The 517-nt window shown below is 67.3% G+C and carries 1 protein-coding gene; it reads left to right on the top strand.

Annotation, left to right across the window (positions count from 1 at the left end; translation table 11 throughout):
- Window positions 1-14: 14 nt before the first annotated feature.
- Window positions 15-517: manganese catalase family protein (locus LUU90_RS26390; protein ID WP_275007335.1), on the top strand; the 503-nt coding region annotated here is incomplete at its 3' end.

The following is a 517-nucleotide window of genomic DNA, read 5'->3' as shown; positions in this document are numbered from 1 at the left end:
GAGGGAGTACCGCTATGTTCTTCCATCGTCAGGAGCTGCAGCACACGGTCAAGCCAGAGAAGCCCGATGCCGTCTACGCCCGCAAGCTGCAGGAGGTGCTCGGTGGCCAGTACGGCGAGATCACCGTCGCCATGCAGTACGGGTTCCAGTCGTGGAACGCGCACATGCCCGGCAAGTACCGCGACCTGCTCTACGGGATCGGCGCCGAGGAGATGGGCCATGTCGAGATGCTCGCGACGATGATCGCGCAGCTGCTCGAGAAGGCACCTCTCGGTGTCACCGAGGGAGCGATGCAGGACGACCCGACGGTCGCCGCGATCATCGGCGGTACCGATCCGCAGCACGCCATCGTGGCCGGTGCGGGTGCCCGGCCGGTCGACTCGAACGGGAACCCGTGGACGGCCGGGTACGTCACCGCCAGCGGCAACATGCTCGCGGACTTCACGGCGAACGCGAACGCCGAGATGCAGGGCCGGCTCCAGGTGGCCCGGCTCTACCACATGACCGACGACCCGGG

This window comes from Promicromonospora iranensis (genome assembly GCF_028994775.1).
GTDB classification, from domain to species: Bacteria; Actinomycetota; Actinomycetes; order Actinomycetales; family Cellulomonadaceae; genus Promicromonospora; species Promicromonospora iranensis_A.
Note: the sequence above shows the minus strand (reverse complement) of the source record. Positions and strands in the feature narration are given on the sequence as shown.